The organism is Curtobacterium sp. KBS0715, from assembly GCF_005938005.2.
Taxonomy (GTDB): domain Bacteria; phylum Actinomycetota; class Actinomycetes; order Actinomycetales; family Microbacteriaceae; genus Curtobacterium; species Curtobacterium flaccumfaciens.
In genome coordinates, this window is the sequence record NZ_VCCA02000001.1 from 1,187,933 (window position 1) to 1,211,040 (window position 23,108).

General features: G+C 71.2%; 26 protein-coding genes. 15 read left to right on the forward strand and 11 right to left on the reverse strand.

Annotated features, from left to right (window positions below; translation table 11 throughout):
• Positions 1 to 7: 7 nt before the first annotated feature.
• Positions 8 to 739, reverse strand: a complete 732-nt coding sequence (locus tag FFG40_RS05775) for an SOS response-associated peptidase (RefSeq protein ID WP_027465014.1) — start codon at positions 737 to 739, stop codon at positions 8 to 10.
• Between the two features lie 118 nt (positions 740 to 857).
• Entirely contained in the window at positions 858 to 1,487 is a 630-nt protein-coding gene (locus FFG40_RS17055) for a hypothetical protein (protein WP_185974105.1), read from the reverse strand.
• Positions 1,488 to 1,644: 157 nt separating this feature from the next.
• Here FFG40_RS17055 and FFG40_RS05780 point away from each other — a divergent pair, with 157 nt between their 5' ends.
• Genes FFG40_RS05780 through FFG40_RS05790 form a run of 3 tightly spaced genes read left to right on the forward strand, consistent with a single transcriptional unit; the run spans position 1,645 to position 3,455 of the window.
• Positions 1,645 to 2,070 carry an organic hydroperoxide resistance protein gene (locus FFG40_RS05780; protein ID WP_027465016.1) on the forward strand — a complete coding sequence of 142 codons (426 nt, stop codon included), beginning with the start codon at positions 1,645 to 1,647 and terminating at the stop codon, positions 2,068 to 2,070.
• Between the two features lie 10 nt (positions 2,071 to 2,080).
• Complete coding sequence (locus FFG40_RS05785; RefSeq protein WP_027465017.1) at positions 2,081 to 2,467, forward strand: YchJ family protein; 387 nt, start codon at positions 2,081 to 2,083, stop codon at positions 2,465 to 2,467.
• 34 nt (positions 2,468 to 2,501) lie between these two features.
• Positions 2,502 to 3,455, forward strand: a complete 954-nt coding sequence (locus tag FFG40_RS05790; RefSeq protein WP_138802554.1) for an SDR family NAD(P)-dependent oxidoreductase — start codon at positions 2,502 to 2,504, stop codon at positions 3,453 to 3,455.
• 20 nt (positions 3,456 to 3,475) lie between these two features.
• Here FFG40_RS05790 and FFG40_RS05795 read toward each other — a convergent pair whose 3' ends face one another.
• On the reverse strand, positions 3,476 to 4,342 hold the full coding sequence (locus FFG40_RS05795) for a shikimate dehydrogenase (protein WP_185974106.1): 867 nt from the start codon (positions 4,340 to 4,342) through the stop codon (positions 3,476 to 3,478).
• Between the two features lie 73 nt (positions 4,343 to 4,415).
• Here FFG40_RS05795 and FFG40_RS05800 point away from each other — a divergent pair, with 73 nt between their 5' ends.
• Positions 4,416 to 5,408, forward strand: a complete 993-nt coding sequence (locus FFG40_RS05800) for an iron-siderophore ABC transporter substrate-binding protein (protein WP_260678798.1) — start codon at positions 4,416 to 4,418, stop codon at positions 5,406 to 5,408.
• 114 nt (positions 5,409 to 5,522) lie between these two features.
• Here FFG40_RS05800 and FFG40_RS05805 read toward each other — a convergent pair whose 3' ends face one another.
• Positions 5,523 to 5,927, reverse strand: coding sequence for a DUF1304 domain-containing protein (locus FFG40_RS05805; protein WP_051596616.1), 405 nt, complete (start codon positions 5,925 to 5,927; stop codon positions 5,523 to 5,525).
• A gap of 60 nt (positions 5,928 to 5,987) precedes the next feature.
• Here FFG40_RS05805 and FFG40_RS05810 point away from each other — a divergent pair, with 60 nt between their 5' ends.
• Positions 5,988 to 6,311: a chorismate mutase gene (locus tag FFG40_RS05810; protein WP_027465022.1), complete on the forward strand. Its 324-nt coding sequence runs from the start codon at positions 5,988 to 5,990 to the stop codon at positions 6,309 to 6,311.
• Positions 6,308 to 7,396, forward strand: a complete 1,089-nt coding sequence (locus tag FFG40_RS05815) for a beta-propeller fold lactonase family protein (RefSeq protein WP_138802556.1) — start codon at positions 6,308 to 6,310, stop codon at positions 7,394 to 7,396. The genes FFG40_RS05810 and FFG40_RS05815 overlap by 4 nt, the downstream gene beginning before the upstream one ends.
• A gap of 27 nt (positions 7,397 to 7,423) precedes the next feature.
• On the opposite strand, the gene FFG40_RS05820 is transcribed toward FFG40_RS05815, so the two are convergent.
• Genes FFG40_RS05820 through purS form a run of 4 tightly spaced genes read right to left on the reverse strand, consistent with a single transcriptional unit; the run spans position 7,424 to position 11,708 of the window.
• On the reverse strand, positions 7,424 to 8,344 hold the full coding sequence (locus FFG40_RS05820; RefSeq protein WP_138802557.1) for a 2-hydroxyacid dehydrogenase: 921 nt from the start codon (positions 8,342 to 8,344) through the stop codon (positions 7,424 to 7,426).
• 12 nt (positions 8,345 to 8,356) lie between these two features.
• The gene (gene purL / locus FFG40_RS05825) at positions 8,357 to 10,738 is read right to left on the reverse strand and encodes a phosphoribosylformylglycinamidine synthase subunit PurL (protein WP_260678799.1); all 2,382 of its coding nucleotides are present in this window, start codon (positions 10,736 to 10,738) and stop codon (positions 8,357 to 8,359) included.
• Positions 10,739 to 10,755: 17 nt separating this feature from the next.
• A complete protein-coding gene (purQ, locus tag FFG40_RS05830; protein ID WP_027465024.1) occupies positions 10,756 to 11,451 on the reverse strand; it encodes a phosphoribosylformylglycinamidine synthase subunit PurQ in 696 nt (231 codons plus the stop codon).
• Positions 11,452 to 11,456: 5 nt separating this feature from the next.
• Positions 11,457 to 11,708 (reverse strand): phosphoribosylformylglycinamidine synthase subunit PurS, encoded by a 252-nt coding sequence (purS, locus tag FFG40_RS05835; protein ID WP_017886272.1) that lies wholly within the window; start codon positions 11,706 to 11,708, stop codon positions 11,457 to 11,459.
• A 178-nt stretch (positions 11,709 to 11,886) separates the two neighbouring features.
• Between purS and FFG40_RS05840 the strand changes: the two genes are divergently transcribed.
• Together FFG40_RS05840 and FFG40_RS05845 are read left to right on the forward strand one after the other, a co-directional pair.
• Complete coding sequence (locus FFG40_RS05840) at positions 11,887 to 12,495, forward strand: PadR family transcriptional regulator (protein WP_163343268.1); 609 nt, start codon at positions 11,887 to 11,889, stop codon at positions 12,493 to 12,495.
• Entirely contained in the window at positions 12,492 to 14,036 is a 1,545-nt protein-coding gene (locus FFG40_RS05845) for a DHA2 family efflux MFS transporter permease subunit (RefSeq protein WP_027465025.1), read from the forward strand. The genes FFG40_RS05840 and FFG40_RS05845 overlap by 4 nt, the downstream gene beginning before the upstream one ends.
• A gap of 95 nt (positions 14,037 to 14,131) precedes the next feature.
• On the opposite strand, the gene FFG40_RS05850 is transcribed toward FFG40_RS05845, so the two are convergent.
• Together FFG40_RS05850 and FFG40_RS05855 are read right to left on the reverse strand one after the other, a co-directional pair.
• On the reverse strand, positions 14,132 to 14,953 hold the full coding sequence (locus FFG40_RS05850; RefSeq protein WP_138802560.1) for a cytochrome c oxidase assembly protein: 822 nt from the start codon (positions 14,951 to 14,953) through the stop codon (positions 14,132 to 14,134).
• Between the two features lie 166 nt (positions 14,954 to 15,119).
• The gene (locus FFG40_RS05855) at positions 15,120 to 16,433 is read right to left on the reverse strand and encodes an acyltransferase (protein ID WP_138802561.1); all 1,314 of its coding nucleotides are present in this window, start codon (positions 16,431 to 16,433) and stop codon (positions 15,120 to 15,122) included.
• 169 nt (positions 16,434 to 16,602) lie between these two features.
• Between FFG40_RS05855 and FFG40_RS05860 the strand changes: the two genes are divergently transcribed.
• Positions 16,603 to 17,109 carry a Fur family transcriptional regulator gene (locus FFG40_RS05860; RefSeq protein ID WP_232750400.1) on the forward strand — a complete coding sequence of 169 codons (507 nt, stop codon included), beginning with the start codon at positions 16,603 to 16,605 and terminating at the stop codon, positions 17,107 to 17,109.
• Between the two features lie 95 nt (positions 17,110 to 17,204).
• Complete coding sequence (locus FFG40_RS05865) at positions 17,205 to 18,722, forward strand: catalase (protein WP_138802562.1); 1,518 nt, start codon at positions 17,205 to 17,207, stop codon at positions 18,720 to 18,722.
• Positions 18,723 to 18,798: 76 nt separating this feature from the next.
• Here the strand turns inward: FFG40_RS05865 and FFG40_RS05870 are convergent, their stop codons facing one another.
• Positions 18,799 to 19,365 (reverse strand): GNAT family N-acetyltransferase, encoded by a 567-nt coding sequence (locus FFG40_RS05870; protein ID WP_185974107.1) that lies wholly within the window; start codon positions 19,363 to 19,365, stop codon positions 18,799 to 18,801.
• Positions 19,366 to 19,468: 103 nt separating this feature from the next.
• Between FFG40_RS05870 and FFG40_RS05875 the strand changes: the two genes are divergently transcribed.
• Genes FFG40_RS05875 through FFG40_RS05895 form a run of 5 tightly spaced genes read left to right on the forward strand, consistent with a single transcriptional unit; the run spans position 19,469 to position 23,084 of the window.
• Positions 19,469 to 19,753, forward strand: a complete 285-nt coding sequence (locus FFG40_RS05875; RefSeq protein WP_138802564.1) for a hypothetical protein — start codon at positions 19,469 to 19,471, stop codon at positions 19,751 to 19,753.
• Between the two features lie 43 nt (positions 19,754 to 19,796).
• The gene (locus FFG40_RS05880; RefSeq protein ID WP_138802565.1) at positions 19,797 to 20,360 is read left to right on the forward strand and encodes a hypothetical protein; all 564 of its coding nucleotides are present in this window, start codon (positions 19,797 to 19,799) and stop codon (positions 20,358 to 20,360) included.
• Positions 20,360 to 21,403, forward strand: a complete 1,044-nt coding sequence (locus tag FFG40_RS05885; protein ID WP_138802566.1) for a peptidoglycan-binding protein — start codon at positions 20,360 to 20,362, stop codon at positions 21,401 to 21,403. The genes FFG40_RS05880 and FFG40_RS05885 overlap by 1 nt, the downstream gene beginning before the upstream one ends.
• Positions 21,394 to 21,996: an ABC transporter ATP-binding protein gene (locus FFG40_RS05890; protein ID WP_138802567.1), complete on the forward strand. Its 603-nt coding sequence runs from the start codon at positions 21,394 to 21,396 to the stop codon at positions 21,994 to 21,996. Before FFG40_RS05885 ends, FFG40_RS05890 begins: the two co-directional genes overlap by 10 nt.
• Positions 21,993 to 23,084: a hypothetical protein gene (locus tag FFG40_RS05895; RefSeq protein WP_138802568.1), complete on the forward strand. Its 1,092-nt coding sequence runs from the start codon at positions 21,993 to 21,995 to the stop codon at positions 23,082 to 23,084. Before FFG40_RS05890 ends, FFG40_RS05895 begins: the two co-directional genes overlap by 4 nt.
• The last annotated feature ends 24 nt before the right edge of the window (positions 23,085 to 23,108 follow it).

Sequence of the window (23,108 nt, forward strand, 5' to 3'; positions counted from 1 at the left end):
CGACCGCCTACGCGACGGGCGCGATGAGCTGCGGTCCGTCGTTCCGCACGCTGTTCACCGTGCGGGAGACCTCGTACTGCGCGAGGCCCGCGGCCACCGTCAGCGACTCGTGGTCGAGCAGGGCCAGCAGGTCGTCGGCGTGCAGGTCGCCGCCGAGCCAGTCGTCGTAGCCGTCGGGCGTCAGGAACGCCGGCATGCGGTCGTGGACCTCGCCCGGAGCGACGTGGGCGTCACGGGTGATGATCGCGAGCGACAGCCGCCACTTGTCCGGGTCACCCTCGGGCTTCGTGGGGTCGGGCCAGGCGCTCACGACGCCGGCCATCGCCAGGGCGCCGCCGGGTTCGTGCACGAAGTGGGGTTCCTTGCCGTCCTCGCGCACCACCCACTCGTAGTACCCCTGCGCCGGGACGATGCAGCGGTTCGTGGCGAAGGCCCGCTTGAACATGCCGCTCGTCGCGACCGTCTCGATGCGGGCGTTGATCGGCTTCGGGCGCTGCTTCTGGAAGTCCTTCGCCCAGCTCGGCACGAAGCCCCAGCTGATCTGCGGCAGCTCCCGTTCGCCGTGCCGCTGGCGGACGGCGTACACGGGGTCGGTCGGGGCGACGTTCCAGCTCGGGGCGAGGCCGGGGTGCACCTCGCCGGTGTCCTCGTCGACGTGCTCGGTCCGGGCGGCGAGCTCGCCCATGAGCTCGGGCAACAGATCAGCCGTGGTGTCGGAGACGACGAACCTTCCACACATGCGCCCAGTGTGCCCGCCACCGCCGACAGTGGTGCGCGTCGGGGTGCGCCTCGGGCTCGTCGGTTCGCCCAGTGAGCAGAAGACGTCGGGTGCGGCTGCGCGACTCGACGTCTTCTGCTCACTCGATCGGGCGTGCGGGGGCCTCGGGGACGGGCTCGAGGGACTCGGCGGCCAGGCGGGCTCGTTCGGAGCGGCCGAGGTGGACGAAGTACTCCGACAGCCCGATTGCGTAGACCGCGATCCAGAGCACGTGGAACCAGCTGACGAGCCCGAGGACGAACGCCCCGAGGACGGCGACGACACCCGAACCGAGCAACGGTGTGACGCGGGCGAGCGTGCCGATCAGCCCCCGCCGCAGCAGGACCGTGTCGGTGCGGACGATGTCGCGGTGTTCCGGCAGGACCGGCACCGGACGACGCTGCACGTACAGCTGCGTGGCGCCCCGCGCCGCGAGCTGCCACGAGGGCCGCACCTGCCGGCCGTTGATCGTGGTCGAGGGGTCCGGCGGCCCCCACGTCGGGATGCACGCGAAGGTGAGCAGTCCGACGCCGAGCGCCAGGAGTACCATCGCGACCACACTGCGGACCGGGGTGGTCCCCGTCCAGTCGACCCGGGCCTCCAGGACGGCCATGCCGGCCAGCGCGACGACCGCCGCGAAACCGGACCACCGGGCAGCGCGACGGACGCGTGCCGGATCCAGCACGTCCGTGACGTGCCGGCGGAAGACCTGCCAGCCGAGCATGAACATCCATCATGTCTACCCGCTGAGGGTGCCGGGTGCCCGGACGCTCGCCTCCGCAGCCCCCACCCGGACACGCCCGAGCGCTCCCCGCCCCGAGCCATCGCACCCGCGACGTGGTGCTGCCGCTCAGGATTCGTCCAGGCGAGCACGGTGACCTCGGACCATGAGTCTCGACATCGTCTACACCGCCGCTGCCCACGCCACCGGAGGCGGCCGCGACGGACACGTCCGCAGCGAGGACGACCGGCTCGACCTCGACACCCGTCCGCCCAAGGAGATGGGCGGCAGCGGCGAGGGTACGAACCCAGAGCAGCTCTTCGCCGCCGGGTACGCCGCGTGCTTCCTCGGCGCCCTGCACGCCGCCGGCAAGGAGCTCGAGGTCGACACCACCGGCGCCGAGGTCTCCGCCGAGGTCGGCATCGGCGGCACCGGCAACGGCGCCTTCGGTCTCGCGGTCGAGCTCGACGTCTACGCCCCGAACGCCCCGCAGGAGCAGCGCCAGCGCCTGGCCGAGCGTGCACACGAGATCTGCCCGTACTCGAACGCCACCCGCGGCAACATCACCGTCACGCTGTCCATCGTCGACTAGCGTTCCGCCGGTGGTCACCGACACGACGCGCTGCCCCTGCCTGAGCGGCAACCCCTACGGGGAGTGCTGCGGCCCCCTGCACGCCGGGGCCGTGGCGCCGACCGCGGAACGGCTCATGCGCTCCCGCTTCAGCGCCTTCGCGCTGGGCCTGCCGGAGTACCTGCTGCTCACCTGGCACCCGCGCACCCGCCCGGCGGGTCTCGAGTTGGACCCGACCCAGCGCTGGACCCGGTTGGACGTGCTGGCGACCACCTCGGGAGGCCCGTTCGACTCCCACGGCACCGTCACGTTCCGCGCGTGGTGGCGTTCCGACGACGAGCGCGGCACGCTCGAGGAGACGAGCGACTTCGTCCGCGAGCAGGGACGATGGTTCTACGTGGACGGCGTGGTCGCCTGACGACTGCGCACCACGCCAGCTGACAGGAGCCCACATGCCCGCACGCGACCTCACCCGCTTCGGCAACCGGACCACGGCCGCCGAGGTCGTCGACGGCCTCGACCTGACGGGGCGCACGGCGGTCGTCACCGGTGCTGCGTCCGGCATCGGCGTGGAGACCTCCCGAGCGCTCGCCGGAGCCGGGGTGCGCGTGACGCTCGCGGTGCGGGACATCGATGCCGGACGACGGGTGGCGGACGACATCGCCCGGACGACGGGGACGGAAGCACCGGCCGTCGTCGAGCTGCACCTGGACCGTCCGGCTTCCGTCGAGGCCTTCACCGCAGCGTGGTCGGGGCCGCTCGACGTGCTCGTCGCCAACGCGGGCATCATGGACGCGCCCGAGTCGTACACGCCCGCCGGGTGGGAGTCACACTTCGCGACCAACCACCTCGGGCACTTCGCCCTCGCGCTCGGGCTGCACGACTCCCTGGCCGCCTCGGGTTCAGCACGGATCGTCTCGGTGTCGTCGAGCGGACACGGTGGTTCGCCCGTCGTGTTCGACGACCTCTTCTTCCGCCGGCGTCGCTACGAGCCCGGCCTCGCGTACGGGCAGTCGAAGACCGCCAACGTGCTGTTCGCCGTCGCCGCCAGCCGCCGGTGGGCCGCCGACAGCATCACCGCGAACGCCCTCATGCCCGGCGGGATCTGGACCGGGCTGCAGAAGCACTGGGACCCGGAGGTCCTGGCCGCCACGAAGATCGCCGCGGCCGACGCCGTGAAGTCCCCGGAGCAGGGAGCCGCGACCTCGGTCCTGCTCGCCACCGCACCGGAACTCGACGGAGTCACGGGTCGGTACTTCGAGGACTGCCACGAAGCAGCGGTGGTGGAGCGGATCGAGGACGGCCTGCACGGGGTGCTGCCCTGGGCACTCGATCCGGACCAGGCCGATCGCCTGTGGGACGTCTCCGTCGCGCTGCTCGACGCCGAGGCGCGGTCCCGCCGCTGAGTGAGGGTTGCCGGCGCCGGCTAGCTGCCGATGACGGCGGGCAGGTCGACCGCGGTGCGCATCGCCCGGCGGACCCCGGCCTCGTCGGGGAGAATCTCGTCCTCGTCACCGGTCAGGAAGAACCGGATCTGCCCGATCGCCTGCTCGGTGAGCATGTCGAGGCCGTTCAGCACACGGCCACCGGCGTCGGTCCACCGGCTGGCGACGACGGTGGGCCACGGTTCGTAGGCGACGTCGAACAGCACGGCGTCCGGCCCCGACGGACGGAACTCGAGCGGGTCGGCGGCACCACCCGGCAGCGTCGAGAGGACGAACCCGTGGTGCGTGCCGGCGAGTTCGCTCAGGGGGTGCACCTCGAGCGTCACCCCGAGCCGGACGGCCAGGTCGACCAGCGCACGCGTCTTCGCGGTGTCACGGACGAACACCCGGACGAGCGACGCCCCGAGCCGCACGGCAGCGGTCAGGGCGCTCGCCGCAGTGGCTCCGCCGCCCAGGATCGTGGCCTCGCCGGGCAAATGTCCGAGCGCCTCGACCGGGCGGACGAGTCCCTGCACGTCGGTGTTCGCGCCGGCTCGGACGAGCGTGGAGCCCTCGAGGCGGAACGCGACCGTGTTGGCGACCCCGAGCTCGTCGACGAGCGGGGTGGTGCGGTCGAGCAGCGGCAGGACCTCGCGCTTGAGTGGCATCGTGAGACTCAGCCCACGCCATTCCGGACCCAGCCCCGCGACGAACGCGGCGAGCTCGCCGGACGCGACCTCGTGCCTCCCGTAGGTGAAGGGCAGGTCGAGCGCATCGTAGGCCGCTGCGTGGAGCGTGGGCGAGAGCGAGTGCGCGATGGGGGAGCCGAGCACCGCGAGGTGCGTGCGGCCTGGATCGTTGAACGCCACGGTCACCCAGCCTAGCCAGCCGTGATCCTGAGCACCCCGTTAGGTTAGGCTACCCTTCGTGAACAGTTCTCCCTTGCGTCTCCGACGCGTGCTCGCCGCAGCCGGCGCCGTCGTCGCAGCGTCCCTCGTCCTCGCCGGATGCGCGTCCGGCTCCGGCTCCTCGACCGACTCGGCGTCGTCGGGGTCGTCCGACGCCGCGTTCCCGGTCTCGATCACGACCGGCCTCGGCACCACCACCATCGAGTCGGCACCGAAGCGCGTCGTCGCGCTCGGGTGGGGCGACGCCGAGACCGCGCTCGAGCTCGGCGTGCAGCCGGTCGGTGCGAGCGACTGGCTCGCCTTCGGCGGCGACGGTGTCGGTCCGTGGCTCAAGGGCGCGTACGACAAGTCGCCGAAGATCATCCAGACGCTCGAGCCGAGCTACGAGGACATCCTCAAGCTCAACCCCGACCTCATCCTCGACGTGAAGTCCTCGGGAGACAAGGAGCGGTACGACAAGCTGTCCGCGATCGCGCCGACCGTCGCGATCCCGAAGGGTGGCGAGAACTACCTCGCCTCGACCGAGCAGCAGACGACCATGATCGCGAAGGCGCTGGGCAAGGAGTCCGAGGGCAAGAAGCTGCTCTCCGGCCTCGACGACGCGTACGCCGCAGCACGCAAGGCGCACCCGGACTTCGAGGGCAAGGCCGCCGTCGTCGGTGCCTACAGCTCCGAGGGCTTCGGGGCGTACGCCTCCACCGACAGCCGTTCGACCTTCATGCGGAACCTGGGCTTCGAGATCCCCAAGGCCATCGACGAGCAGGCCGGCAAGGAGTTCTCCGTGCACCTGTCCGACGAGAACCTCGACCTGCTCGACGCGGACCTGACGCTGATCCTGCCGATCTACGTCGACGCGTCAGAGGCCTCGTCGAACAAGCTGTTCCAGAAGGTGCCGTCGGTCGAGGCCGGGCACGCGATCGTCTTCGACGACAAGGACGTCTCGTCGGCGTTCTCGATGGGCACCACGGCTGCGATCGAGTGGGCGCTCGACAAGCTGCCGGCGCAGTTCGAGGAGAAGCTCGGCTAGGGCTGGTCGTCGCTGCTGGCCGGTTCCACCGGTCAGTACCGCGAAAGCGACAGGGTGCCGCCGATGTCCGGTGGCACCCTGTCGCTTTCGCAGTTCGGGGGAGGAGGAGCGGGGCTAGACGCCGATGGTGGAGCCCAGCAGCGCGAAGAGCAGCGCGATCAGGGGGAGCGTGCCCTGCTTGAACGCGGAGTTGACGTACTTGCGACCCGAGCCGAGCAGGATCACCGCGGCACCGAGCATGCTCGCCGTCGAGAACACCACGAGGGTCCAGCCGCTCACGGTGTTGCCGGCAAGTACGAGCACGACGCCGAGGATCGCCCCGATCGCCAGGAACAGGTTGTAGAAGCCCTGGTTGAACGCGAGCGAGCGGGTCGCCACGGCTTCGGTCTCGGAAGCGATGCCGAAGATCCGGCGCGCTTGCGGACTGGTCCAGATGACCGATTCGAGGAAGAAGATGTACACGTGGATGAGGCCCGCGAGGACCGCACAGACACCCGAGATCACCAGCAGGACCGACATGTGCACATTCTCGCAGCAGCGGGCCGGGTTCCGCTGCACGTCCGCCAGTAGGCTCGGACCATGAACGACGACGTCACCCCGACCGAGGCCGACGCGAGCGCCGTCGCCGAACTGCGGAGCATCCGGCAGAGCATCGACAACATCGACGCCGCCGTCATCCACATGCTCGCGGAGCGTTTCAAGTACACGCAGCGCGTGGGGCACCTGAAGGCCGAGTCGGGCATGCCGGCCGCCGACCCGGACCGCGAACGGATCCAGGTCGCACGGCTCCGGTCGCTCGCCGCCGACTCCCACCTCGACCCCGCCTTCGCCGAGAAGTTCCTCAACTTCATCGTCGCCGAGGTCATCCACCACCACGAGCGCATCGCGGGCCGCGACGAATGAGCGCCGAGCTGCCGTCGCTGCTCATCGGGTCGTACACGGCGACCGGCGGCGGGAACGCCACGGGCATCTCGCTGGTCGACGCCGGACCGATCGGAGCCGTCCCGGCACCCCGGACCGTCGCGGTGCTCGACGACCCCTCGTTCCTCGCCGTCTCGGGTGACCGGGTCTACGCGGTCTCCGAGACGAACGACGGCGCCGTGTCGGCCTTCCGGCTGCAGGGTGGCGCACTCGAGCACCTGTGGGACGCCCCCGCCGGCGGAGACGCCCCGTGCCACGTGCGGGTCGACCCCTCGGGCGCGCTCGTCGTCACGAACTACGTCTCCGGTACGGTCACGGCGATCTCCCTCGCCCCGGCCGAGTCGCACGCCGCCTCGGTGACCGCCAGCGACGGCGTGGTGCTGCACGGGGACGCCGACCAGCGCTCCGTGCCGGCCGAAGCCGTCGCGGTCGCCGTGCTGCCCGACGCCACGGGTCCTGACGACGACCGCCAGGACGGCCCGCACGCCCACCAGTCGATCGCCACCCCGGACGGCACGGTGCTCGTCGCCGACCTCGGCGGCGATGCCCTGCACGAGTTCCGCGTCACGGTGTCGGCCGACGGGGTCCCCGCGATCGAGGCGCTCCGTCTGCACCACGTGACACCCGGCGCCGGCCCGAGGCACATGGCCTGGATCGACGGTGACCTGCTCGTCGCCGGTGAACTCGACGGGCACGTGCACCGCCTGCGCCGTGACGACTCCGGGTCGTTCCTGACGATCGCTGCCGTGCCCACGTTCGACGGTGCCGTGGGGGAGTCGCTGCTCAGCCACATCGAGGTCGACGAGGCCGGCCGCGCGTACGTGGCGGTGCGCGGGCGTGACCTGCTCGTGGTGCTCGACGCACGTGACGGCGGGCTCGCCGTCGTCGGGTCGGTGCCCTGCGGTGGGGTCTGGCCGCGGCACTTCGCGCGGGTGCCCGGGTTCGTCCTGGTGGCGAACCAGATGTCCGACGCCGTTGCCGTGCTGCCGCTCGACGCCGAGGGCATGCCCGGCGAAGCCGTCGCGCAGATCCCGGTCGGCACCCCGACCTGCGTCGTCCCGCTCTGACGCCGGCGTGTTCGGAGCCGCAGCGCGCTAGAACTCGATCAGGTTCTCGAACGGGCGACCCTCGGCCAGCGCGGCGACCTGCTTGCGCATGAGCGCGATCGACCGCGGCACGCTCAGGTCGGTGTTGCCGCCGACGTGCGGGGTGAGCACGGTGTTCGGCGTCGTCCAGAGCGGGTGTCCGGCGGGCAGGGGCTCCGGGTCGGTGACGTCGAGGGCCGCGAAGAGCCGCTCCGACCGCAGCTCGGCGACCAGGGCGTCCGTGTCGACGACCTTGCCGCGCGCCACGTTCACCACGAGGGCGCCGTCCGGCAGTGCCGCGAGCAGCTCCGCGTCGACCAGGCGTTCGGTCTCGGCGGTGAGTGGCGCGATGAGCACGAGCACGTCGGTCGTCGGGGCGAGCTCGGGCAGCTCGCCGAACGCGTGCACGTGCCGGCCGTCCTGCTCGCGGGCGGTCCGGGCGACCACGGTCACCTCGGTGCGGAACGCCTCGAACCGGGTGGCGATCGCGGACCCGATCGCCCCGTAGCCGACGACGGTCACCCGGCGGTCGGCGAGCGATCGGGTCTCGCGGGCGTCCCAGACGCCGTTGGCACGGTCGACCTGGAACGCCGAGATCTCACGGAGCGACGTCAGCGCGAGGCCGACCGCGAGCTCGGCGGTCTCGTCGTCGTGGATGCCGCGACCGTTCGCCAGCTGCGCGTGCCCGGGCACGTGCGGGACGGCGTGCTCGTACCCGGCGCTCGGCAGCTGCAGCAGCTGGAGCTCGGGCAGGTCGTGCACGAACTGCCAGCGGTGCCGCCCCTCGAAGTAGAACGGCAAGAACGTGATCGCGACGTCGTCCGGGCGACCGTACGGCGACTCGACGTCCCAGACGTCCAGCTCGATGCCGTCCGGCACGGGGCCGAACCGGTCGACGAGCTCGGCGAAGGGCAGGGTGACGATCGGCATCCGCGACCCGGCCTAGGCGTCGGTGCGCGGCGAGAAGGCACCGTCGGAGTCGAGCGGCCCGCGGCCGACGTACCCCTCGGTGACGTCCTCGACGATCACGTCGCCGAAGCGGGCCGGCAGCGTCGCGGCGTGGGTGCCGCGCAGCTCGTCGACCGTGGCCTCGAACGCGCCCTGGACCTCGAGCGTGCTCGACGTTGCGTCGGTCACGCCGATGCGCAGCACCGGGAAGCCCCGGCCGTCGCACATGCCCTGGAACCGCACGTCGTCCTCGCGGCGGACGGTCACGATGACGCGACCGGTCGACTCGGAGAACAGGGCCGTCGCGGTGTCGATGCCGTCGCGGGTCTCGAGCTCGTCGAGGACCACGCGGGCGCCGATGCCGAAGCGGAGCACCGACTCGGCGAGGGACTGGCCGAGGCCGCCGTCCGCCAGGTCGTGCGCGCTGGTGAGCAGCTGCTCGCCGGACGCCGCGTACAGCAGCTCGGCGAGGGCCTTCTCGCGCTCGAGGTCGACCGCCGGCGGACGCCCGCCCAGGTGTCCGTGCACGGTGCCGGCCCACGCGGAGCCGTCGAGCTCGAGGCTCGTGGTGCCGAGCAGGTAGATGTTGTGGCCGTCGTCCTGCCACCCCGACGGCACGCGCTTGGCGACGTCGTCGATGATGCCGAGCACGCCGACGACGGGCGTCGGGTGGATGGGGGTCGAGCCGGTCTGGTTGTAGAACGACACGTTGCCGCCGGTGACCGGGATGCCGAGCTCCATGCAGCCGTCGGCCAGCCCCTCGACCGCCTCGGAGAACTGCCACATGACCTCGGGGTTCTCGGGGGAGCCGAAGTTCAGGCAGTCGGTGACGGCGGCGGGGACGGCACCGGTGACGGCGACGTTGCGGTACGCCTCTGCCAGGGCCAGGCGTGCACCCTGCTTCGGGTCGAGCTGGCAGTAGCGGCCGTTCGCGTCGGTGGCGATGGCGACACCGAGCCCCGTTTCCTCGTCCACGCGGATCATGCCGCCGTCGTCGGGGAAGGACAGCGCGGTGTTGCCGAGCACGTAGGTGTCGTACTGGTTCGTGACCCAGTTCTTCGACGCCAGGTTCGGCGAACCGAGCAGGCTGAGGAACTGTGCCTTCAGCGCGGGGCCGTCGGCGGGTCGGTCGAGCGAGGCGGCGGTGTCGGCCTGCAGCGCGTCGATCCAGGTCGGGTAGGCGACCGGGCGGTCGTAGACCGGGCCGTCGACGGCGACGGTGCGCGGGTCGACGTTCACGATCTCCTGGCCCTGCCAGTCGATGACGAGTCGGCCGGTGCCGGTGACCTCGCCCAGCACGCTGGTCTCGACCTCCCACTTGCCGACGACGCTCAGGAACTCGTCGAGCTTGTCGGGGCGGACGACCGCCATCATGCGCTCCTGGCTCTCCGACATCAGGATCTCTTCGGCGGTGAGCGTGGGGTCGCGGAGCAGGACGTCGTCGAGCGAGATGTGCATGCCGCCGTCACCGTTGCTCGCGAGCTCCGAGGTGGCGCAGGAGATGCCCGCGGCGCCGAGGTCCTGGATGCCCTCGACCAGGTCCTTCTGGAACAGCTCGAGGCAGCACTCGATCAGGACCTTCTCGGCGAAGGGGTCGCCGACCTGCACGGCCGGGCGCTTGGTCGGGCCGCCCTCGGTGAAGGTGTCGGACGCCAGGATCGACGCGCCGCCGATGCCGTCGCCGCCGGTGCGGGCACCGAACAGGACGACCTTGTTGCCGGCACCGGACGCGTTGGCCAGGTGCAGGTCCTCGTGGCGGAGCACGCCGACCGCGAGGGCGTTGACCAGCGGGTTGCCCTGGTACACCGGGTCGAAGTAGGTCTCGCCGCCGATGTTCGGCAGGCCGAGGCAGTTGCCGTAGAACGAGATGCCGCCGACGACGCCGTGCACGACGCGTGCGGTGTCCTCGTGGTCGATCGCACCGAAGCGGAGCTGGTCCATCACGGCGACGGGGCGGGCGCCCATCGAGATGATGTCGCGGACGATGCCGCCGACACCGGTGGCCGCGCCCTGGTACGGCTCGACGTAGGACGGGTGGTTGTGCGACTCGACCTTGAAGGTCACCGCCCAGCCGTTGCCGACGTCGACGACACCGGCGTTCTCGCCCATGCCGACCATCAGGTTCTTCGTCATCTCCGGCGTGACCTTCTTGCCGAACTGACGGAGGTAGTTCTTCGAGGACTTGTAGGAGCAGTGCTCGCTCCACATCACCGAGTACATCGCCAGCTCGCCCGAGGTGGGGCGGCGGCCGAGGATCTCCTTGATGCGGGTGTACTCGTCCGGCTTCAGGCCCAGCGCGTCGTACGGCTGCTCCTTGTCGGGGGTGGCTGCCGCGTCCTGCACGGTGTCGGGCTTCGGGCGAACGGGTGTCGTCACGGTGTCGTTGTTCCCTGTCACTTGACGAGCGCGTGCTCGATCACGGAGGTGAAGAAGGTCAGGCCGTCGGTGCCCGAGGCCATCGCAGCGGGGGTGTCCGGGCCGAAGCCGGCCTCGGTCGCGTGCTCGGGGTGCGGCATCAGGCCGACGACGTTGCCGCGCTCGTTCGAGACGCCGGCGATGTCGTCGATGGAGCCGTTCGGGTTCACGCCGACGTAGCGGAACACGACCTGGCCGTTGTCCTCGATGCGCTTGATGGTGTCGGCGTCCGCGACGAAGCGGCCGTCGGCGTTCTTCAGCGGGATGGTGATCTCCTGCTGGGCGCTGAAGCCGGAGGTCCAGGCGGTCGCGGTGGTCTCGACGCGGAGCTTCTGGTCGCGGCGGATGAACTGCTGGTGCGCGTTGCGTGTGTGCGCGCCGGGGACCAGACGGGCCTCGGCCAGCATCTGGAAACCGTTGCAGATGCCGAGCACGGGCATGCCCTTGCCGGCGGCGTCGATGACCTCGGCCATGATCGGGGCCTTCGCGGCGATCGCGCCGGCACGCAGGTAGTCGCCGTACGAGAACCCACCGGGCAGCACGATGGCGTCGACGCCCTGCAGGTCGTGGTCGCCGTGCCACAGGGCGACGGGGTCGGCGCCGGCGAGACGGACGGCGCGCTGGGCGTCGCGGTCGTCGAGCGAGCCGGGGAACGTGATGACGCCGATGCGCATCCGGGTCACTGGCCTTCGACGGTCACGGACACGACGTCCTCGATGACCGCGTTCGAGAAGACGTCGGCCGCGATGTCACGGACCTCGGCGAGCTTGGCGTCGTCGACGGGGCCGTCGACGGTCACCTCGAAGCGCTTGCCGATGCGGACGTTGGTCAGGTCGGCCTTGCCGAGGCGGGCCAGGGCGTTGCCCACGGCCTTCCCCTGGGGGTCGAGGATCTCGGCCTTGGGCATGACCTCGACGACGATCGTTGGCACGTGTTCTCTCCAGCACTTCAGGGGTGGGGGGACGCGACCAGTCTACGGGGCGCGCGCGACACGCCGGGACGGCCCCGGGCCTCCAGACCGGCTCTTGCTGTGCGTTTGCTCACGTCTGTTCCAACGCGTATATTCCAGTTCGAATAGTCAACAACGAACAAGCGGACTGGAGGCTCGTGTGCCGTCGCTCACGCCACTCGCGTTCGCCGCGCTCGGGCTCCTGGCCGAGGGGCCGACGCATCCCTACGAGATGTTCCAGACGATGACGCACCGCCGGGACGGCCGGAACGTCAAGGTCCGGCCCGGCACCCTGTACCACCAGGTCGGCCGCCTGGTGGAGCTCGGCCTCGCCGAGATCGTGGGGACCGACCGGGCGGGCAACCGTCCGGAACGCACCACCTACGCCATCACGGACGACGGATGGACGGCCCTGCACGACGGGCTCGTCCGGCTGATCGCCGAACCGGCCGAGGAGTACCCCGTCTTCCACCTGGCCGTCGCCGAGATCGAGAACCTGTCGGTCGACGAGGCCGAGTCCGCGCTCCGGGCACGGGCCGTCGCACTCCGGGCCCAGCGCGACGAGGCGGACGAGATCCTCGGGGTCGTCCGTGCGAAGGACCTGCCCGAGCGGTACTGGCTCGACGTGTCGTACGTGCGTGCCATGCTCACGACGCAGATCGAGTGGCTCGCCGCCACGGCCGACCGGATCGCCGCCGGCCACATCTCCTGGGACGCCTCCGTCGCGTCCGCAGACACCACCACGAACAGCAAGGAAACCACTCGATGACCACCGTCACGCCTCCGCGGACGACCGAGAAGAAGCCGTGGCCTGCCCTGTGGGCACTCGTCGTCGGGTTCTTCATGATCCTCGTCGACTCGACCATCGTGTCGGTCGCCACCCCCACCATCGCCCAGAAGCTCGACGCGGACATCAACTCCGTGATCTGGGTGACGAGCGCCTACCTGCTCGCCTACGCCGTGCCGCTGCTCATCACCGGCCGGCTCGGCGACCGCTTCGGCCCGAAGGTCATGTACCAGATCGGCCTCGTGGTCTTCACGCTCGCCAGCCTGTGGTGCGGCCTGGCCGGCTCGATCGAGGTGCTGATCGTCGCCCGCGTCGTGCAGGGCCTCGGCGCCGCCATGATGAGCCCGCAGACCATGTCGGTCATCACGCGCATCTTCCCGCCGCAGAACCGCGGCGCGGCCATGGGCCTCTGGGGCGCCGTCGCCGGTGTCGCGTCGCTCGTCGGCCCGATCGTGGGCGGCCTGCTCGTCGACGGCTTCGGCTGGGAGTGGATCTTCTTCGTGAACGTCCCCGTCGGTGTCGTGGCGTTCGTGCTCGCGCAGCGCTTCGTGCCGTCGTTCGAGCGTCACGGACACCGCTTCGACTACCTCGGCATCTTCCTGTCGGCAGCGGGCCTGTTCCTGCTCGTCTTCGGCATCCAGGAAGGCGAGACCTACGACTGGGGCGTCATCGCCGGCCCGATCTCGGTGTGGTCGCTCATCATCGTCGGCCTCGTGGTGCTCGCCGGCTTCGTCGTCTGGCAGGGCGTGCAGAAGGGTGAGCCGCTGCTGCCGCTCGGCCTGTTCAAGGACCGCAACTTCACGCTGGCCAACGTCGCCATCACCGCCGTCGGTGTCGCGATCGCGTCGTTCGCGCTGCCGATCATGCTGTGGGCGCAGGACGTCCTGCGGTTCTCGCCGACCCAGGCCGCACTGCTCCTCGTGCCGCAGGCCGTGCTGTCCGCCGCGCTCGCGCCGATCGTCGGCAAGAACCTGAACCGCTGGAACCCGCGCTGGGTCGCCTCGTTCGGCCTCGCCTGCTTCTCGGTCGGCCTGTTCTGGTTCGGCGCCCTGCTGTCGAGCGGTGCCGAGTGGGGCTGGGTGCTCCTGCCGAGCGCGCTCCTCGGCCTCGCCAACGCCTGTATGTGGGGACCGCTGTCCGTCTCGGCGACGCGCAACCTGCCGCCGAAGCTGGCCGGTGCCGGCTCGGGTGTCTACAACACCACGCGCCAGATCGGTGCGGTGCTCGGTTCCGCCGGCATCGCCGCCCTGATGGAGGCCCGGATCACCGCGAACTTCCCGGCGTCGTCCGGTGGGGCCACGGCCGGTGGCGCGGAGCAGCAGGTCGGCGCACTGCCGGGCTTCCTGCTCGAGCCGTTCTCCAAGGCCATGGGTGAGTCGCTCTACCTGCCGGCGATCGTGCTCATCGTGGCCATCGTCGCGGCGCTGTTCCTGGCGAAGCCGAAGCAGACCGTCGCCTGGCAGCAGACCGGCTCGGTCACCACGCAGCCCGACGCCGAGCCCGCGGGGGCTCCGTCGAAGTAGGGCACGAGCGCACTTCGTGAGCAGCAATGGTCGGGTCGCCTTCGGGCACCCGACCATTGCTGCTCACGAAGTGGAACGCGGGACATCCCCGACGCTCAGCCGCGGCGCTGCAGGTGCGCTCGGGTCAGCTCGTCCATCTGTTCGTCGGTCAGGGCGTCGACGGCCCGGGCCTCGCGGCGGTCGGTCCGCTGCCACCGGATGAACAGGGCGACGAGCACGGGGATGTCCGCCACCTCGGCGATGAACCACAGCAGGTCGCCCGCCAGGTGCTGGTCCTGCAGCGGCGACGGGTACCAGGCCCGCCCGACCACGGGCACGAGGGACCCGTCGAGCACGTGGTTCGTGATCCGCAGCACGATGCCGGGCACCGCGTCGACGACGAGCTCGACGAACGCCAGCAGGAACTCGGCCGTGGCGAACGTCGACGAGACGAGCACGCCGACCTCGGACAGCGGTGCGAGCAGGCCGAACCCGAGCGCCGGCACGGCCACGGTGATGACGGCCGCCCATGCGGGGGACTCCCGGATCACCGCCGAGAACGGGGTGAGCAGGACGGCGAACAGCGCGAGCGCGACCAGCGGCGCGACGATCGCGTTGCCGAGCAGGCGCACCGGACGTGACCCCATGACCGCGTCGGCGACCTGCGCGAGGCGAGCCGGGCCTCCGATCCGGAGCAGTGCGACGGGCGCACCGAGCGCGGCGAAGGTGGGGACTGCGAAGAACAGCAGGGCGGCCCGCAGGACGAAGGCCCAGCGCAACCGCTCGTCGTCGACGCCGACGATGCCGAACTGCAGGACGCCGAACAGCACGAGCGCCGTGGCGAAGGCGAGCGTGCGCCACCACGGCCACCGGGCACCCCGTCGCGCCGCGCCGACGACCCACCGGCCGTAGGCGACCGCGGCGACGACGAGGAGCACCGCCGCCAGGGGGTCGAACCGCCAGGTGCTCCAGAACTCGGGTGTCGACGGCGTGGGGAGCCTCCTGGGGATCAGGCGGACTCGTCCTTCGCACCGCCGGAACCATCCTCCGTCCGCCCGACGTCCGGCGGGGGTCCGTCGTGGCCCCGCGACGGTGAGAACCGGTTCAGATCCGGGCGACCCCGCGTGCCGGGACGGTCCGCGACAGCAGCCAGACGCCCACCGGCACGGCCACGGCACCGACGAGCGCGACCCCGAACGACAGGTGCAGCTGCATCACGAGGAACGCCGGGCCGATCGTGCAGAGGGCGGCGAACGCGACGACCGGCCACGAAGGACGGTCGGCCGACGGCAGCAGCCGGGGGAGTGGCCGGTCGAACCAGCGCAGGGCTCTGGCCACCCCGATCGCGACGGCGAGCACCACCACGAGTGCGACGACGCGCGACGCCCACCACGGACCGGACCCCGGCGCCGGGAACGGCACCCCGACGAGCAGGGCGACCCCGTTCAGCGCGATGAACAGCGGCAGGTGCCACAGGTAGATGGTCATGCCGTCGCGGCCGAGGACGAACACGGCCCCGAGTGCGGCCCGCGTGCGCATCAGCCTGGTGAGCGGAGCGTGCACGAGCTGGACCAGGCAGGCCTGCGCGATCGCCAGGAACGCCAGCGGGAGCATCGGCGGGTTGAGGTCCTGCAGCATGTCCGGTGCCCAGAGCCCGACCGAGGTCATCGGCACGAGCACGGCGTACGCGGCGACGGCGATGCCGAGCAGGAGCACCTTCGACCGGCGCGCGAACCAGCCGTCTGCCCAGAGGAAGCCGAGCTGCTGCGCGAAGAGCCACACCGGCCCGAGGTTGAGCAGCCCGACCTCGGCGACCCCGGTGGCCAGACGGACGGCGTCCACCGCCCCGGCGAGCACGAGCAGCACGGCGAGGGTGGCCCACGGTGCTCGCTCGTGCAGGCGCATCATCACGGGCACGCAGCACTGGGTGATGCCGTAGGCGGCCAGGAACCAGAGGGGCGAACCGATGCCGAACGCGACCTCGGCCAGGAGCTCCGGCGGCGTTCCAGCGGCCGTGGCGACCCCGAGCCCGAGCGCGAGGAACACGAACAGCGGTACCGCGGGCCGGAACAGCCGCACCAGGCGGGTGGCCACGTAGTCGCGGGCGGGGCTCGGCGCGCCACGGGCGACGGTGCTGCGCCAGCCGACGGCGCTCGCGAACCCGCCGACCACGAAGAACAGCGGCATCACCTGCCCGACCCAGGTCGCGGCGACGTACCAGGGGAGTTCCTGCAGCGGGCTCGTGACCCGCACCCCCTGGTCATCGGCAGCGACGCCGACCATCGTGACGTGCACGATTACGACGAGGACGACGCAGGCCGTCCGGATGAGGTCGACGACCAGGTCCCGCTTCGCGATGATCCCCCGGACGTCCGCGGTGCTGTTCGCCTGTTCAGGCAGACCCTGGCTCGTGGACATGTCCGGACGTTAGCGTGCGGAACGGTCGGTCCATTGTCGTCCCAGCTGATCGCGACCGGATCGTGACACTTCGTATGCCGGTGGCGGCATGTGGGTCTTCGCTGGTCGGCAGCAGAAGCTCGTGTACAGTGAACGCGTTGTCTTGATTCCTGCAAAAGAAAGGCTCTGCATGGACGCCGACGCCGATCTGCTCCGTTCCTCGGGGCTCCGGGTCACGACCCCGCGACTCGCGGTGCTCCGCGCGACGGACTCGATGCCGCACGCCACCGCGGACGACATCGTCACCGCGCTCGCCGTGGAGCTGCCGACCACCAGCCACCAGGCCGTCTACGGCGTGCTGAACGCCCTGACCGGCGTCGGGCTCGTCCGCCGCATCGAACCGGCCGGCAGCCCTGCCCGGTACGAGCGCCGCACCGGTGACAACCACCACCACATCGTCTGCACCCTGTGCGGCGCGATCGAGGACGTCGACTGTGCGGTCGGCCACTCGCCCTGCCTGACGCCGTCCGAGACGCACGGCTTCGCGGTCACCACCGCCGAGGTCACCTACTGGGGCATCTGCGAACGCTGCGCGGCGGCAGAGCGCGACGACGCGGAACACGACGACGCAGAGCTCGACCACCCAGACGCGCCCGACGCGAGCGCGCAGGCGCCCAGCGCCCCCACGCCCGCCTGACGGCGACCGCCCACCGCACCGGCTGCACGACGCGCCGGACCCCGAACCACCCGAGCACCCCTGACCGAACCAACGTCCCACCTCCAGGAGGAACCGTGTCCGACCAGAACACGCCGACCGGCACCCCGACCACCACGACCAACAGCGGCGCCCCCGTCTCGAGCGACGAGCACTCGATGGGCGTCGGGGCCGACGGCCCCCTCGCGCTGCACGACCACTACCTGGTCGAGAAGCTCGCCCAGTTCAACCGCGAGCGTGTCCCGGAGCGGGTCGTGCACGCCAAGGGCGGCGGCGCCTTCGGTACCTTCACCGTCACGCACGACGTCTCGCGCTTCACCCGTGCCGCGTTCCTGCAGCCCGGGCAGACCACCGAGATGCTCGCCCGGTTCTCGAGCGTCGCCGGTGAGCAGGGCTCCCCGGACACCTGGCGCGACCCCCGCGGCTTCGCGCTGAAGTTCTACACCGAAGAGGGCAACTACGACCTCGTCGGCAACAACACCCCGGTGTTCTTCATCCGCGACGGCATCAAGTTCCCCGACTTCATCCGCTCGCAGAAGCGCCTGCCGGGTTCGCACCTGCGCGACCACGACATGCAGTGGGACTTCTGGACCCTGTCGCCCGAGTCGGCGCACCAGGTCACGTGGCTGATGGGCGACCGCGGCCTGCCGGCGAGCTGGCGCGAGATGGACGGCTTCGGTTCGCACACCTACCAGTGGATCAACGCCTCGGGTGAGCGCTTCTGGGTGAAGTACCACTTCATCACCGAGCAGGGCCACAAGACCCTGACGCAGGAGGACGCAGACCGCATCGCCGGCGAGGACGCGGACTTCCACATCCGTGACCTGCACGCCGCGATCGAGCGTCAGGACTTCCCGCGCTGGACCCTCAAGGTGCAGGTCATGCCCTACGAGGACGCCGCCAGCTACCGCTTCAACCCGTTCGACCTGACGAAGGTGTGGCCGCACGCGGACTACCCCCTCATCGAGGTCGGCACGATGGAACTCAACCGCAACCCGGAGAACTACTTCGCGCAGATCGAGCAGGCGACCTTCGCCCCCTCGAACTTCGTGCCCGGAATCGCGGCGAGCCCGGACAAGATGCTCCTGGCGCGCATCTTCAGCTACGCGGACGCACACCGGTACCGCGTCGGCACGAACCACGCCCAGCTCCCGGTGAACGCCCCGAAGAACGAGGTCCACTCGTACTCGAAGGACGGCGGCATGCGCTTCGACTTCCAGAAGTCCGAGGTGCCGGTGTACGCGCCGAACTCGCTCGGTGGTGCGCACGCCGACCCGAACGCGACCGACGACGCCCCGGGCTGGGAGTCTGACGGTGCGCTGCAGCGTTCCGCCGCGACCCTGCACCCGGAGGACGACGACTTCGGCCAGGCCGGCACGCTCGTCCGTGAGGTCCTGGACGACGCCGCCCGTGAGCGCCTGGTCGGCAACATCGCCGGCCACGTCTCGAAGGTGACGCGCGACGACCTGCGCGAGCGCGTGTTCGCCTACTGGACGAACGTCGACGCCGACCTGGGTGCGCGCGTGCGCGCCGCGGTCGCGCCGAGCGCGCCGGGCTCCAACGAGGACCCGGAGAAGGTCGCGGTCGAGGCGTAAGCCCCGCTGGACGACCTGACGGACAGGAGGCCCGGTACCAGCTGGTACCGGGCCTCCTGTCCGTCGGTCGTTGTGTCTAGACCTGCTGGCCGTTCAGCCAGATCGGTCCGTCCGGCCAGTCCTCGAGCTGCGCTGCCACCGGCAGCGCCATCCAGCCGCCCTGCTCGGTGTTGCTGACGCCCGCGCCCTCGGCGGTGAACGCCGAGAAGGTGCCGACGGCCTCGGGGAACTCGTGCCAGCCGAGCTTTGCGTAGAAGGGGATGCGGTCCTCGCCGGCCCCGAGGAACCCGAAGGGGACGCGGAGTCCCTCGAGGACCGCCGCGGTGCGGGTCATCAGCTCGCGGCCGACGCCGGTGCCCTGCAGTCGGGGCGACACGGCGACCAGGCCGGTGTCGCCGACCAGCACGTCTTCGCCTCCGACGGAGATGTACATGCGGCGGATGCCGACGTGGGCCAGGACGACCCCGTCGGCGTCGTGCGCGAGCACGCGGCGCTCCGGCTGCATGCCGGACCAGCTCCGGCCGCCCACGTACCAGTGCGACCAGTCGGGGAAGGCCTGCCCGAGCAGCGCCGCGATCGCTTCGTGGTCGGGGAGCGACAGCGTGCTCTCCTCGACCACCTCCCACCGGATGTCGTCAGTCACGGGTCCATCCTGCACGGATGTGGTGACGGTCGTTGCGTTCTCGCACTGACCGGTAATACGTTACCGGTGACATCGGGGTGATGTCGCAACGAAGGGGAGATCGATGTCGATCAGGAACGTCGTACTGGGTGCGGTCGTGCTGGGGAGTGTCGTGGGCGGCGGGATCGCGGTCGACACCGTGACGGCGCCGGAGGCGAGTGCTGCGACGTGCTGGCGGAAGGTGACGCAGAGCACGGGCTTCAACGAGTCGGGGTGTGGTCGCGCTCAGCACTTCAACCGTCTGCGGAGCGGGACGATGAAGTGGGGGAACGTGGTCGGTGGCAACAAGTGGTCCTACCAGGCTGCCTGCTGGACCAACATCGCCCAGTACGGCATGACCCGGGCCTGACGCGGTGATCCGGAACCGTGCGCGGGGAGCAACGGTCGTCGGGGTGATCGCCGCCACGGCACTCGCTGGCTGCGGCTCCGCAGATGCTGCCCCCCGGGTCGTCGATCCGTCTGGCTTCTCCGACGCTGGGCCGTGGGCGGATGAGTTCGCGGAATCAGCCGCCGACACCAGCCCGTACCAGCGGCAGATCCTCTCGGACGGAACGATCTCGGCGCGGGAGGTCGCAGATGCGCAGGCCCGCATGAGCGCATGCATGCGAGATCTCGGCTACGACTACAGGACAGCGGAGGACGGCACGTCCGAAGCGTCGCCGCTCCCCGGGCGGAAGGCTGAAGACGCCACGGCCATGAACGATTCGAAATCGAAGTGCGCGAAGGACTTCGACAGCGACGTGACCTACCTGTTCAACGAGGTCCGGCGGAACCCGGAGAAGCAGGACGAGGCAACGATCACTGTCGCGTGCCTCCGTGCTGCGAAACTCGTCGACGACACGTACACCGAACGTGACTGGCGTGATCAGAACGACGACGGGAACTTCTCCTTCTCGCCGTGGGATCCCGCAGCCGTACAGTGTCGGCTGGACCCCCTCGGCCTCTGGCGGCAGTGATGCGCTTCCCGTCTGCCGCGCTCCTGGCGCTCGGGGCGATGGTGGTCGCAGCGGCGACGGCCGCCGCCATCGTGGTCGTTGTGCCGGCCGAGGTCCCGGCGGCACTCAGGACGGCGGCCCCCGCGAGCACCGTCCGGGTGACCGAGCGCACCGATGCCGACGAACGACAGGTGCAGCTCGCACTCGACATCGGTGCCCCACGGGCGGTCGTGACGTCGCGGACCGGCACGGTGACGATGTCGACGTGCTCGACCGGGGCACCCGTGCGGAGTGGGGACGTCTTCGCGCAGGTCGACGGGCGGCCGGTGATCGCGCTCGCCAGTGACGAGCCGCTGTGGCGCGACCTCGAGCTCGGCGACCGTGGGGCTGACGTCACGGGGTTGCAGCGGGAACTCGCGCGCCTCGGTGCCGGATTGAGCATCGACGGCGTCCTCGGCCCGGGCACGCTCCGCGCTGCGCAGCAGTTCCTGGTCGACCGAGGTGTCGACCGCGACGACCTGCCCGACGACGTCGTGCTGCGGGACCCGTTCGCATGGGTGCCAGCCGCGGAGAACTCGGTCCTGGCGTGCGTGGCCGTCGTCGGGGCAGCGGTCGGCGCCGACGGTGTCCTCGTCGAACTCCCGGCCGAACTCCGCGGTGCGCGCATCGAGGCGCTCCCGGTCGATCCGGCACCGGGGGAGCGCGTGCTGCGGATCGGGAATGCCGACGTCCCGATCGACACCGCAGGGGTGGTCTCCGCGCCGACGGACCTCGCTGCTATCACCGCCCTGCCGGAGTACGCGGCGACGGTCGCTTCGGCGGACGGCGCACCGACGGTGGCCGCGACCTGGGCGCTCAGCCGCCCACGAACCGTCCAGGTGGTGCCACCGACGGCCCTCTGGGACCTCGTGGGCGCGCAGGCATGCGTGCAACCGACGACGGGGCGGTCACTCCGGGTCGAGGTGCTCGGATCGGAACTCGGGCAGTCGTTCGTCCGGGTGCCCGGCGGACGAACGCTCGACCGGATCCGTGTTGCGCCGGACCGGTCCAGCTCGTGTCGGTGACGCTCGAGGGCGTCGGGCACGTCTGGCCGAACGGCACCGTGCTGTTCGACCGCGTCGACCGCACCTTCGCCGAGGGGACCGTGACCGCGGTCGTCGGGCCGAGCGGTTCCGGCAAGTCGACGCTGCTCGCGATCCTCGCCGGGATGCTCCGTCCGACGCGCGGTGCCGCCGTCCGTCCGCCGGGCTGTCGGCCGCTCTGGGTCTTCCAGAACCCGTACGGGGTGGCCCGCCGCCGCGTGCTCGACCACGTCGCGTTGCCGTTCGTCGCCCAGGGCGCGGATCGTCGGACCGCGGACGTCCGCGCGCTCGGGGTCCTCGAGCGCTTCGGGCTCGGTTCGCGGGCGCACGCGCGGTTCGCCGAACTGTCCGGTGGTGAGGCGCAACGCCTGATGCTCGCGCGCGCGATCGCGAGTGCGCCGGGTCTGATGCTGGTCGACGAGCCGACGGCGCAACTCGACCGGGCGACCGCGATCGAGGTGAACCGTGGGATCGGTGCGCTCGCCGCGTCGGGGACGGTCGTCGTCGTCGCCACGCACGACGACGCGACCCGTGACGCCTGCGACGGAGTGCTCGACCTCGGGCGGTACCGATGAGCCCTCGCCGGATGCGGATGACCGAGGTCTGGCGGGAGGCGTGGCGCGACATCGCTTCCGGAGCTTCGTGGGCAGCGACGTCCGCTGTCGTCCTCGCGGTGTTGCTCAGCGGTGTCGTGGGCCTGCGCGCGGTTGCGGTCGCCGATGACGTCCGAGCGGCTGCGGTGTTCGTCGCGAGCGGTGCGGCGACGACCGTCCAGCGGGCCGAGGGCCGGATCGACGGCCGCGTGTGCGATGCGCTCGTGGACACCGAAGGGGTCATCGCGTCTGGTGCGTTCCGGCGCCTCGACGTCGACGTCGTCCCCGCCGCGCTGCCGGGCTCGGCGATCCCGACCTACGAGGTGACCGCCGGGGTGCGTGGTCTGCTCGGCGGCTCCGATGCCGACGGCACCGCGGGAGTGATCGTCTCGCCCACGGTGCACGAGACCCTGGGTCTTGCTGCCGGCGATCGCCTCGTGACGGCGGGCGGTGCGGGCACCGGAGTCGCCGGTGTGTACGACTACCCCGACGACGGCCGGGACCCCGACCTGGAGTACGCGGTCCTCGCGCCGACGGTGGACGACGGGTCGCCGTTCGACGCCTGCTGGGCGACGGTGTGGCCGCAGCGCGACGACACGGTCTCGATGCTCCGGCGCACCGTCCTGCCGGCGAGCGGGGCCGAGGGTGAAGACCGACCGACCGCCGGGCAGCTCAACCCGACGCTGGGCGCGGTCTTCACGCCCGCGGCGCGGCAGCCAGTACTCGTCCCGTTCGGCGCAGCGGTCCTCGTGGGGCTGACGATCGGCGGGGCAGCGGTCGCACGGCGTCGGCTCGTCCTGGCCTCCGATCGGCACGTCGGGGTACCGCGGAGCGCGCAGGTCCTCGGCGTCGTCCTGCAGCACCTGGTCTGGGCATCGGTCGGGGCGGTGGTCGCGACGAGCGTCGCGGTGGTGTCGGTGCGTGGCCTCGACGTCGACGATGCGCTGCCGATCGTGCGCGAGGCGATCGCGATCGCGTCCCTCGGGCTCGTGGGCGCGCTGCTCGGTGGGACGCTCGCCGCGGCCGCGATCCGCGAGCGCGCGCTGCACCGCTACTTCCGCTCCCGCTGACCGCGGCCGGCGGGGCGGACGCGC

What these genes read in the sequence shown, in the direction of transcription:
- FFG40_RS05820 (WP_138802557.1), bottom strand. Translation starts at nt 8,344, where the DNA reads ATGCCGATCGTCACCCTGCCCTTCGCCGAGCTCGTCGACCGGTTCGGC.
- FFG40_RS05780 (WP_027465016.1), top strand. Translation starts at nt 1,645, where the DNA reads ATGAGTCTCGACATCGTCTACACCGCCGCTGCCCACGCCACCGGAGGC.
- FFG40_RS05875 (WP_138802564.1), top strand. Translation starts at nt 19,469, where the DNA reads ATGTCGATCAGGAACGTCGTACTGGGTGCGGTCGTGCTGGGGAGTGTC.
- FFG40_RS17055 (WP_185974105.1), bottom strand. Translation starts at nt 1,487, where the DNA reads ATGTTCATGCTCGGCTGGCAGGTCTTCCGCCGGCACGTCACGGACGTG.
- purQ (WP_027465024.1), bottom strand. Translation starts at nt 11,451, where the DNA reads ATGCGCATCGGCGTCATCACGTTCCCCGGCTCGCTCGACGACCGCGAC.
- FFG40_RS05885 (WP_138802566.1), top strand. Translation starts at nt 20,360, where the DNA reads ATGCGCTTCCCGTCTGCCGCGCTCCTGGCGCTCGGGGCGATGGTGGTC.
- FFG40_RS05805 (WP_051596616.1), bottom strand. Translation starts at nt 5,927, where the DNA reads ATGTCGGTCCTGCTGGTGATCTCGGGTGTCTGTGCGGTCCTCGCGGGC.
- FFG40_RS05810 (WP_027465022.1), top strand. Translation starts at nt 5,988, where the DNA reads ATGAACGACGACGTCACCCCGACCGAGGCCGACGCGAGCGCCGTCGCC.
- FFG40_RS05815 (WP_138802556.1), top strand. Translation starts at nt 6,308, where the DNA reads ATGAGCGCCGAGCTGCCGTCGCTGCTCATCGGGTCGTACACGGCGACC.
- FFG40_RS05845 (WP_027465025.1), top strand. Translation starts at nt 12,492, where the DNA reads ATGACCACCGTCACGCCTCCGCGGACGACCGAGAAGAAGCCGTGGCCT.
- FFG40_RS05895 (WP_138802568.1), top strand. Translation starts at nt 21,993, where the DNA reads ATGAGCCCTCGCCGGATGCGGATGACCGAGGTCTGGCGGGAGGCGTGG.
- FFG40_RS05775 (WP_027465014.1), bottom strand. Translation starts at nt 739, where the DNA reads ATGTGTGGAAGGTTCGTCGTCTCCGACACCACGGCTGATCTGTTGCCC.
- FFG40_RS05855 (WP_138802561.1), bottom strand. Translation starts at nt 16,433, where the DNA reads ATGTCCACGAGCCAGGGTCTGCCTGAACAGGCGAACAGCACCGCGGAC.
- FFG40_RS05790 (WP_138802554.1), top strand. Translation starts at nt 2,502, where the DNA reads ATGCCCGCACGCGACCTCACCCGCTTCGGCAACCGGACCACGGCCGCC.
- FFG40_RS05860 (WP_232750400.1), top strand. Translation starts at nt 16,603, where the DNA reads ATGGACGCCGACGCCGATCTGCTCCGTTCCTCGGGGCTCCGGGTCACG.